This is a genomic window from Pseudomonas sp. Soil_N_39 (assembly GCF_057655955.1).
Map to the genome: position 1 here is coordinate 134,350 of NZ_JBDGLI010000015.1, position 9,588 is coordinate 143,937.

The 9,588-nt window shown below is 62.6% G+C and carries 6 protein-coding genes; 5 read left to right on the forward strand and 1 reads right to left on the reverse strand.

Annotated elements, in window-relative coordinates:
* Positions 1-83 precede the first annotated feature (83 nt).
* From pvdM to AC3A5O_RS21330, 5 genes are all read left to right on the forward strand, one after another.
* The gene (gene pvdM / locus AC3A5O_RS21310) at positions 84-1,454 is read left to right on the forward strand and encodes a pyoverdine-tailoring dipeptidase-like protein PvdM (RefSeq protein ID WP_487753685.1); all 1,371 of its coding nucleotides are present in this window, start codon (positions 84-86) and stop codon (positions 1,452-1,454) included.
* On the forward strand, positions 1,451-2,731 hold the full coding sequence (gene pvdN / locus AC3A5O_RS21315) for a pyoverdine-tailoring periplasmic protein PvdN (RefSeq protein WP_487753686.1): 1,281 nt from the start codon (positions 1,451-1,453) through the stop codon (positions 2,729-2,731). The genes pvdM and pvdN overlap by 4 nt, the downstream gene beginning before the upstream one ends.
* Positions 2,732-2,755: 24 nt before the next feature.
* Positions 2,756-3,631, forward strand: coding sequence for a dihydropyoverdine dehydrogenase (gene pvdO, locus AC3A5O_RS21320; protein WP_305467758.1), 876 nt, complete (start codon positions 2,756-2,758; stop codon positions 3,629-3,631).
* Positions 3,632-3,901: 270 nt separating this feature from the next.
* Entirely contained in the window at positions 3,902-5,551 is a 1,650-nt protein-coding gene (locus tag AC3A5O_RS21325; protein WP_487753687.1) for a cyclic peptide export ABC transporter, read from the forward strand.
* A gap of 104 nt (positions 5,552-5,655) precedes the next feature.
* The gene (locus AC3A5O_RS21330; RefSeq protein ID WP_122569500.1) at positions 5,656-8,091 is read left to right on the forward strand and encodes a TonB-dependent siderophore receptor; all 2,436 of its coding nucleotides are present in this window, start codon (positions 5,656-5,658) and stop codon (positions 8,089-8,091) included.
* 310 nt (positions 8,092-8,401) lie between these two features.
* On the opposite strand, the gene AC3A5O_RS21335 is transcribed toward AC3A5O_RS21330, so the two are convergent.
* A complete protein-coding gene (locus tag AC3A5O_RS21335; protein WP_487753688.1) occupies positions 8,402-9,376 on the reverse strand; it encodes an alpha/beta hydrolase in 975 nt (324 codons plus the stop codon).
* Positions 9,377-9,588: the final 212 nt, after the last annotated feature.

A 9,588-nucleotide genomic window follows, 5' to 3' on the forward strand; every position in this document is an offset into this window, starting at 1 on the left:
ATTTCCCGCCCGACCACTCGTTCTCCCCAGATAGCAAAGGCCCCGCGCCTGTCCTTCCAAGGCGAACCTGACTGAGATCGGCAATGACAACACCTCGTTCGAAAAAGGCTCTTTTCATCGGCCTGCCCCTGGCCCTGGCGTTGGCCGTCGGTGCAGGCGTCGCGGCCTGGGACCACTGGTGGCGGGACAATCCCGGCTACCCGGTCAACGTGATGAAAGAGGCAAGGGAACTGCACGAACGCCTGCTGTCCTTCGACAGCCACATCACCGTGCCGCTGGATTTCGGCACCGCCGGCAATGAAGCCGACAAGGACGGCAGCGGCCAGTTCGACCTGGTGAAAGCCAACCGCGGGCAGCTGTCCGGCGCGGCACTGACGGTGTTCGGCTGGCCCGAGATCTGGAACGGCCCCAACGCCCCGCACAAGCCCACCGCCGGTTTCGTCGAAGAGGCGCGCAACCAGCAGGAAGTGCGCTACAAGATCATCACCGGCCTGATCCGGGACTTTCCCAACCAGGTCGCCATTGCCTACACCCCGGATGATTTCCGCCGCCTGCACGGCGAAGGCAAGTTCGCGATTTTCATCAGCATGCTCAACGCCTACCCCCTGGGCCACGACTTGAACCTGCTGGACCTGTGGACGGCGCGCGGCATGCGCATGTTCGGCTTCAGCTACATCGGCAATAACGACTGGGCCGACTCATCACGACCGCTGCCGTTCTTCAACGACTCGCCCGACGCCCTCGGCGGCCTCTCGGAGATTGGCAAGCAGGCGGTGACACGCCTGAACGACCTGGGCGTGATCATCGACGTGTCGCAGATGTCGACCCAGGCCCTGGAGCAAGTCGCGCAACTGAGCCGCACGCCGCTGGTGGCCTCCCATTCGGCGCCACGAGCGATGGTCGACATCCCGCGCAACCTCAGCGACAAGGAAATGCAACTGATCAAGGCCAGTGGCGGCGTGGTGCAGATCGTCGGTTTCTCCCAATACCTGCGCCCGCTGACGCAAAAGACCCAGGATAAACTCAACGCCCTGCGCGAACGCTTCGACCTGCCGCCGCTGCCCAACCTGGCGATGGCACTGATGCCCGGCGACCCGATCATCGCTGCCTGGCCGGAACAGAAGTTCGGCGAATACGCCGGCCAGCTCTACGGCATCCTCGAAGAGGAACCCAAGGCCAGCCTCAAGGACGTGGGGGACGCCATCGACTACACCGTACGCAAGATCGGCATCGACCACGTCGGCATCAGCTCGGACTTCAACGAAGGCGGCGGTGTGGAAGGCTGGGAGAACGTCGGCGACATCCGCAACGTCACCGCCGAACTGCTGACCCGCGGCTACTCCGAAGCCGACATCGCCAAACTGTGGGGCGGCAATTTCCTGCGGGTCTGGGATCAGGTCCAGAAAGCCGCCCGCCCCGCCATCGCCTCGACCCAGAAGGCGGCCCAGCCATGAATGAGCGTCGCACCTTCCTGAAGCAGGCCGCAATCCTCGCTGCCGGCCTGCCCCTGGCTGCCAGCCTGCCCAACACGGCCAGCGCCGATCCCCTGCCACCGCTGCCCAAGGATAAATGGGCACAGCTGCGCTCACTGTTCGACCAAGACCCCGACTACCTGCACTTCTCCAATTTCCTGGTCACCACCCACCCGCGCCCGGTGCGCGAGGCCATCGAGCGGCACCGCGCCGCCCTGGATAAAAACCCCGGGCTGTTGATGGACTGGGACCTGGGCGTCACCGAAGAACGCGAGGAAAACGTCCGCACCTGGGCCGGTCGCTACCTGCAAGCGACCCCGAAGCAGATTGCCCTCACCGGCAGCACCACCGAAGGCCTGTCGATCATCTACGGCGGCGTCCATGTGGCAGCCGATCAGGAAATCCTCACCACCACCCACGAACATTACGCCACCCACACCATTCTCGACCTGCGCACCCGACGGGACGGCACCCGGGTACGCAAAATCAAGCTGTTCGAGAACGCCCACAACGCCAGCCACGAGGAAATCCTCACGGCCATCGAGCGCAACATCCGCCCGGAGACACGGGTGCTGGGCATGACCTGGGTGCATTCGGGCAGCGGCGTGAAGCTGCCGATCGACAAGGTCGGCGCCCTGGTGGACAAGCACAACCAGGGCCGCAGCGAGGAGCAACGGATCATTTACGTGGTGGACGGCGTGCACGGGTTCGGCGTCGAGGACCTGAACTTCCCGGCGATGAACTGCGACTTCTTCATCGCCGGCACTCACAAATGGATGTTCGGCCCGCGAGGCACCGGCCTGGTGTGCAGCCGTAGCGAAGAGGTCAAGTACGTCACACCGATCATTCCGACCTTCTCCGAAGCCACGGCGTTTTCCACCACCATGACGCCCGGCGGCTACCACGCCTTTGAACATCGCTGGGCGGCGGATGAAGCGTTCAAGTTGCACCTGCAACTGGGCAAGGCCGAAGTGCAGGCGCGCATCCACGCCCTCAACAGCTACCTGAAAAAACAGCTGGTGGCACAGCCGCAGATCGAGCTGGTCACGCCCCTGAGCCCGGAGCTGTCAGCGGGTTTCACCTTCTTCCGGGTCAAGGGCCGCGACAGCGATGAGGTCGCCGCCTACCTGATGAAGAACCGTGTGATCGCCGACGCCGTGCATCGTGATGCGGGGCCGGTAATCCGCACCGCGCCGGGGTTGCTCAATACCGAAGCCGAGATCGATCGCTTCATGGGCTTGCTGGCCAAGACACTCTGAACCTGACTTTATCGAGAGAAATGGATGAACAGTTTTTCCTTGACGCTACTCCCGGCACTGGCCCTCGCCGCCCTGCTGCCCTCCGGCGCCCAGGCCTCGCAACCGGGCCAGGTCTTTCGCGATTGCAAGGACTGCCCGGAAATGGTCGTGCTGCCCACCGGCACCTTCCAGATGGGCACCCCGGACGACGAAGTGGGCCGCGAGCCCGACGAAGGCCCGCTGCACCCGGTGACGTTCGCCAAGCCGCTGGCGATCAGTCGCTTCCAGGTGCTCAAGGGCGAATGGTTCGCCTACCTGCGCGACACCGGCTACACCATGCCCGACGGCGATGAACGACCCGGTCGGGCGTGCAAGGCTGGCATTCCGGACTACCAGGGCAGCGACCCACGCAAGCAATACACCGACCGGCACCCGGCGGTGTGCATGGATTTCGCCGAGGCCAATGCCTACGTGGCGTGGTTGTCGAAAAAGACCGGCAAGCACTACCGGCTGGTCAGCGAATCCCTGCGTGAGTACGCGGCACGCGGCGGCAGCACCGGGCCGTTCCCCTTCCCGTTCGATGAAGGCAAGGAATACAGCATCGCCCAGCACGCCAACACCTACGGCGCGGCCGACGGCTACAACTTCACCGCCCCGGCCGGCAGCTTCGCGCCCAACGCCTTTGGTGTGTACGACATGCACGGCAACGTCTACGAATGGACCGCCGATTGCTACAACGAAAACTACGTGGGTGCGCCGAGCGACGGCAGCGCCTGGCTGACCGGCAAGTGCGAGTTCAAGCGCATTCGCGGCAACGACTGGGGTGAAGCACCGGTGTTCTCCCGCTCCGGCAACCGCAATGCGCTGGTGCCGGGTGATCGCGGCGACTGGATCGGTTTTCGGGTGGCGCGGGATATGTAAACCGAACGCAACGCGGCCCCATGTGGAGCAAAGCTTGCTCGCGAGACCCCATGTGGGAGCAAAGCTTGCTCGCGATACAGACACCTCGATCTCAAAAAAGAACCGCGTTGCCTTCATCGCGGGCAAGCCTTGCTCCCACAGGATAAATTCCCTCCCCTCCCAATCGTTCTACAGGTGGGCGCGCCCCAACCCGGCGTGCCGCCGTCCTCCAGCCATGTGGTGAATGCCCCGCGATGGCCTTCGCCCTTTTCATCTAGCAGGGAAACCTCCATGAGCCAACCAAAACGCGGGGTGATCAATGAATTGTTCACCCTGCTCAAACCCTTCCGGCTGATTGTCATCGGCGCCATCCTGCTGGGCATGGTCGGTGGCCTGAGCGTGACCGTGCTGCTGGCGACCATCAACCAGGTGCTGCACGCCGACGGTGGGCTGAGCCACACCGTGGTGGGCGTGTTCGCCGGGTTGTGCCTGCTGGCCCTGGTCAGTTCCATCTGTTCCGACATCGGCACCAACTACGTCGGCCAGAAGATCATCGCCAAGCTGCGCAAGGAGCTGGGGGAAAAAGTCCTGTCGGCCCCCATCCAGCAGATCGAACGCTACCGCAGCCATCGCCTGATCCCGGTGCTGACCCACGACGTCGACACCATCAGCGATTTCGCCTTCGCCTTCGCCCCCCTGGCCATCTCCCTGACCGTCACCCTAGGGTGCATGGGTTACCTGGCAGTGCTGTCGTGGCCGATGTTTCTGATGATGGTCGTGGCGATTGTCATCGGCACCGTGGTGCAGTACATCGCCCGCGGTCGTGGGATCAAGGGCTTCATGGACGCTCGCGACTCCGAGGACGAATTGCAGAAGCACTACAACGCCATCGCCGAAGGCGCCAAGGAACTGCGCATCCATCGTCCTCGTCGACAACGCATGTTCGTCTCGGGCATCGAGCACACCGCCGACAAGATCTGTGACACGCAGATCCGTTCGGTGAACATCTTCGTGATCGCCAAGACCTTCGGCTCGATGCTGTTCTTCGTGGTGATCGGCCTGGCCCTGGCCCTGCAATCGCTGTGGCCGAGCGCCGACAAAGCGGTGATGAGCGGTTTCGTGCTGGTGTTGCTGTACATGAAAGGTCCGCTGGAGCACCTGATCGGCACCCTGCCGATCGTCAGCCGTGCGCAGATCGCCTTCCGCCGCATCGCCGAGCTGTCGGAGCAGTTTTCCTCCCCTGAACCGCACCTGTTGCTCAACGACCAGGGCCAGCCGAAAACGCCAGTGCAGACGCTGGAACTGAGCAATGTGGCCTACAGCTTCCCGGCGGTGGAAGGCGCCGCGCCGTTCCGCCTGGGGCCGGTGAACCTGAGGATCGACCAGGGCGACATCGTGTTTATCGTGGGTGAAAACGGTTGCGGTAAAACCACGCTGATCAAGCTGCTGTTGGGCCTGTATGCGCCGCAACAAGGGGAAATCCGCCTCAACGACCACGTGGTGACGGCCGTGACCCGCGACGACTATCGCCAGTTGTTCACGACGATTTTCGCCGACTACTACCTGTTCGACGACATCGTCCAGGGCGACACCCATATCCCGGACGATGCCAACCAATACCTGCAACGCCTGGAGATCGCTCACAAGGTCAGTGTGCGCGACGGCGCCTTCACCACCACCGACCTGTCCACCGGCCAGCGCAAGCGCCTGGCGCTGGTCAATGCGTGGCTGGAAGAACGCCCGGTGCTGGTCTTCGACGAATGGGCCGCCGACCAGGACCCGACCTTCCGGCGGATTTTCTATACCGAGCTGCTGCCGGACCTCAAGCGCCTGGGCAAGACCATCATCGTGATTTCCCACGACGACCGTTACTTCGACGTGGCCGACCAATTGGTGCGCATGGAAGCCGGCCGCGTCATCACCGAACTGCAATCTGCGTAAATAATCACGATTCTCATTCTGGTTTTTCCGGGGTCGTGCGTCCTAATTAAGAATTGATAACAACTACACCCCTATTAAAACTAAAACCTGCAAGAGTGAAACACATGCCAGCAACTCCGGGGATTCCACGTTTTACCAAGGCACTGATCATGCGCCGCCTGTTGCAACCAGGCTTCAGCGCCACTGCGTTCAGCCTGGCGCTGGCCATGCCATTCAGCGCACAGGTCCAGGCACAGGAAGTCGACCTCAACATTCCAGCGCAGTCGCTGGCGAGTGCCCTGCAGGCATTGAGCAATCAATCGAACATGCAAGTGCTCTACAGCGCCGATGATGTCCAGGGCCTGCGCAGCCAGCCGGTGAGCGGCCGATTGTCGCCGGCGCAAGCGCTGTCGCAGATGCTGGTGGGGACCGGCGTCATGTTCACTATCCAAGGCAACACGGCCAGCGTGCGCGCCAGGACGGCGGGCGATTCCCTGGAACTGGGCGCCACGACCATCACTGGTAAATCCGCGGAATCGGCCTACGGCCCGGTGGACGGCTACGTCGCCACTCGCAGCGCCACCGGCACCAAGACCGACACGCCGATCCTGGAGATCCCGCAGACCATCAACGTGGTCACCGCCGACCAGATCGCCACCCAGGGCGCGCGCAACCTGACCCAGGCCTTGCGCTACACGCCGGGCCTGGACACCAGCGGCTTCACCGACCGCAACGCCATCGCCGACGAAATCACCAGCCGCGGGTTCGCCCCCACACAGCTGTACCTCGATGGCGCCTACCTGCCTTATGCCGGCAGCCTGGGCGGCGCGCCGCAAATCGATACGTATACCCTGGAGCGCATCGAAGTGCTCAAGGGCCCGTCGTCGGTGCTTTATGGGCAGAACCAGCCCGGCGGCCTGATCAACATGGTCTCCAAGCGCCCGACCACTGAACAGCGCAGCCAGATCAAACTGGGCGCGGGCAGCTATGACCGGATCAACGGCGCGTTCGACACCAGCGGCCCGATCGACGACCAGAAGGAATTCAGCTACCGCGTCATCGGCGTGGGGAAAAAAGGCAACCAACAAGTCGATCACACCCACAGCGAACGCATGCTGCTGGCGCCAAGCCTGACCTGGGCGCCCAACGAAGACACCTCGCTGACGGTGCTGGCGCAGATCCAGCGCGATGACGGCCTGGAAGACTATCAGGCGCTGCCGATGATCGGCTCCCTGAAGCGCGGCCCCAACGGCCAGCGGATCGACCGGGACTTTTTCTCCGGCGACACACGGTGGAACGACTACAAGCGTGACCAGTTCATCCTTGGCTACGACTTCAGCCACAACCTCACCGATGACCTGACGTTCCGCTCCACGGCCCGTTACACCGATGTGCGTGACCAGTATCGGGGCTTCTATCTGCGTGGTTTCGTTGGGAATGATCAGACCCAGGCCACTCGCAACAAACTCGACTGGCAACAGCACAACACTGCCTACACCGTCGATAACAACCTGGAATACAAATTCAACACCGGCGCCCTTGAGCACACCACCCTGGCGGGCGTGGACTATCGTCATTTCAACCGTAAATACAAGGGCTACAACATCACAGGCGCGCCAATCGACCTGTACGGCAATAACAACAACTACGACACCAGCGGCGTGACCCCGACGCTGGACACCCAGTGGGACAACACCGTTCGCCAGACCGGCGTCTACCTGCAAGACCAGATCAAGCTGGACAAGTGGATTCTGACCGTGGGTGGCCGCCAGGACTGGGCCGAAGTGGACAACAAGGATCTGCTGGCACGCACTGTTTCCTCACTGCGTGACAACAAGTTCACCGGCCGGATCGGCCTGACCTATGTCACCGATTTCGGCCTGGCGCCCTACATCAGCTATTCGGAATCCTTCCTGCCGACCACGGGCACGGACGCTAGCGGCAACGCCTTCAAACCGACCGAAGGCGAGCAATACGAAGTGGGTGTGAAGTATCAGCCGTTCGACAAAACGATGATTACCGCCTCGGTGTTCCAGATCAAACAGAAGAACCTGGTCACCGGCGACCCTGCTGATCCCCAGAACTCGATCCAGTCGGGCCAGGTGCGTTCACGGGGTGTTGAACTGGAAGTCAAATCCTCCATCGACAACATCGAAGTCATGGCCGCCGCCACCTACCTCGACTCGTTCTACACCAAGGACAACTACGGCAACGAGGACAACCGCAGCGAGCAACAGGCGCCGTTCTCCGCCACGCTGTGGGTCGACTACCACTTCACCCAGGCCGTCCTCAACGGCCTGACCTTCGGCGCAGGCGCCCGCCACACCGGCCGCAAGCCGGGCGACGCGGCCAACTCGTTCGACGTCCCGGCCTACACGGTGTTCGACACCACCATCAGCTACGACATGGGCAAGGCCACCTCAAGCCTGCGTGGCGTCACCACCAGCCTGAACGTGCAGAACGTCTTCGACCGCGAGTACGTGTCCAACTGCAACTACTCGTTCGGCTGCTACTACGGCCAGGAGCGCGTGGCCTCGCTGGACGTGACCTACGACTTCTAAGCAACACCACACACAAAAAAACCGGGCCAGGCCCGGTTTTTTTGTGCCTGCAAATCCTGGAACCATCACATAACCACTGTGGGAGCGAGCTTGCCCGCGATGGCGGTGTATCAGGCACTTAAGTGCTGGCTGACCTGCCGCTATCGCGAGCAAGCTCGCTCCCACAGGAGATCAGTGGCATATGCAAATCCTGAGACCATCCCACAGCGGATCTGTGGCATATGCAAATCCTGTGACCACCCCAAACCACTGTAGGAGCTGTGGCATATGCAAATCCTGAGACCACTCCCATCAAGGGATTTGTGGTGTTTCAGGCAGTGAGTGCAGTCCGCAAGGCTTGGCTCAATTGCGCGTACACTTCGTCAATCTCCGGCACCACGCTCTGCAAGCGCAGGTAGTCGTGGATCAGGCCGGTGTATTCGATCAGCTCCACGCTCACCCCCTGCTCTCGCAAACGCTGGGCGTAGGCGCGGCCTTCGTCGAGCAGCGGGTCATGGCCGGCCAGGGCGATCAGGGCCGGGGCCATGCCTGGGTAACCGGGCGCCAGCAACGGCGAGAAACGCCAGTCCAGACGATCGGTGGGCTCATTGGCGTAGTGCCGGTAGAACCACTCGAGGGTTTCGCTCTCCAGCAGATACCCCTCGCCGAACAGCTCGGTGGATGGGCTGCTGGTGGACGCATCGGTCACCGGGTAGCAGAGCAATTGAAAGCACGGCTGGATCGCCAGGGAAGCGGGTTCCCGGGCCGCTTGCAGCGCAAGCACGGTTGCCAGCGTCGCGCCGACGCTGTCGCCACCGAACGCCACACGGCTGAGGTCCAGGCCTTCGGCGCGGGCCTGCCGGGCCAGCCAGTCGAGGGCATCGGCGCCGTCGTTCAGCGGGGTCGGGAAGGTGTGCTCCGGGGCCAGGCGATAGCCCACCGACAACACCACGCACGGTGTCCGGGCGCAGAATTCGCGGCAGACACCATCGTGGGAGTCCAGGCTGCCGACCACATAGCCGCCGCCGTGAAAGTACACCAGCACTGGCAGTGCCTGGGCCGCAGCCGTGGCCGTGGCCGTGGCCGGACGGTACAGACGCAGCGTCAGCGGCGCGCCGTCACGGGCGGTGAATGCGTGAACGGCGCACTGCACATCCGCCGGAGCGTTCCAGCGCAATTGCCCGGTGGTGCGCTCGAACGCCTCACGGGCCTGGGCCGGCGTCGACAGGTGAAACGGCCCGGGACCGTCGGCCTGGCTTTCTTCGGCCAGGTCGAGAAAGGCGTTGAGTTCCGGATGCAGGGACATCGCAGGGGTTCCTTGTGAAAAACTATAGAAGACAGAAAAATCCATGAGACCGGTTACAGAACCCTGTGGGGGTGAGCCTGCTCGCGATAGCTTTGGTTCAGTCAACATCGAGGTTGACTCATACACCGCCATCGCGAGCAAGCTCGCTCCCACAAGGGAATGGTGGTGGGGCATTGCATGCATGAGCACCAACGATCCACTGTGGGAGCGAG

What these genes read in the sequence shown, in the direction of transcription:
- pvdN (WP_487753686.1), top strand. Translation starts at nt 1,451, where the DNA reads ATGAATGAGCGTCGCACCTTCCTGAAGCAGGCCGCAATCCTCGCTGCC.
- AC3A5O_RS21335 (WP_487753688.1), bottom strand. Translation starts at nt 9,376, where the DNA reads ATGTCCCTGCATCCGGAACTCAACGCCTTTCTCGACCTGGCCGAAGAA.
- pvdM (WP_487753685.1), top strand. Translation starts at nt 84, where the DNA reads ATGACAACACCTCGTTCGAAAAAGGCTCTTTTCATCGGCCTGCCCCTG.
- AC3A5O_RS21330 (WP_122569500.1), top strand. Translation starts at nt 5,656, where the DNA reads ATGCCAGCAACTCCGGGGATTCCACGTTTTACCAAGGCACTGATCATG.
- pvdO (WP_305467758.1), top strand. Translation starts at nt 2,756, where the DNA reads ATGAACAGTTTTTCCTTGACGCTACTCCCGGCACTGGCCCTCGCCGCC.
- AC3A5O_RS21325 (WP_487753687.1), top strand. Translation starts at nt 3,902, where the DNA reads ATGAGCCAACCAAAACGCGGGGTGATCAATGAATTGTTCACCCTGCTC.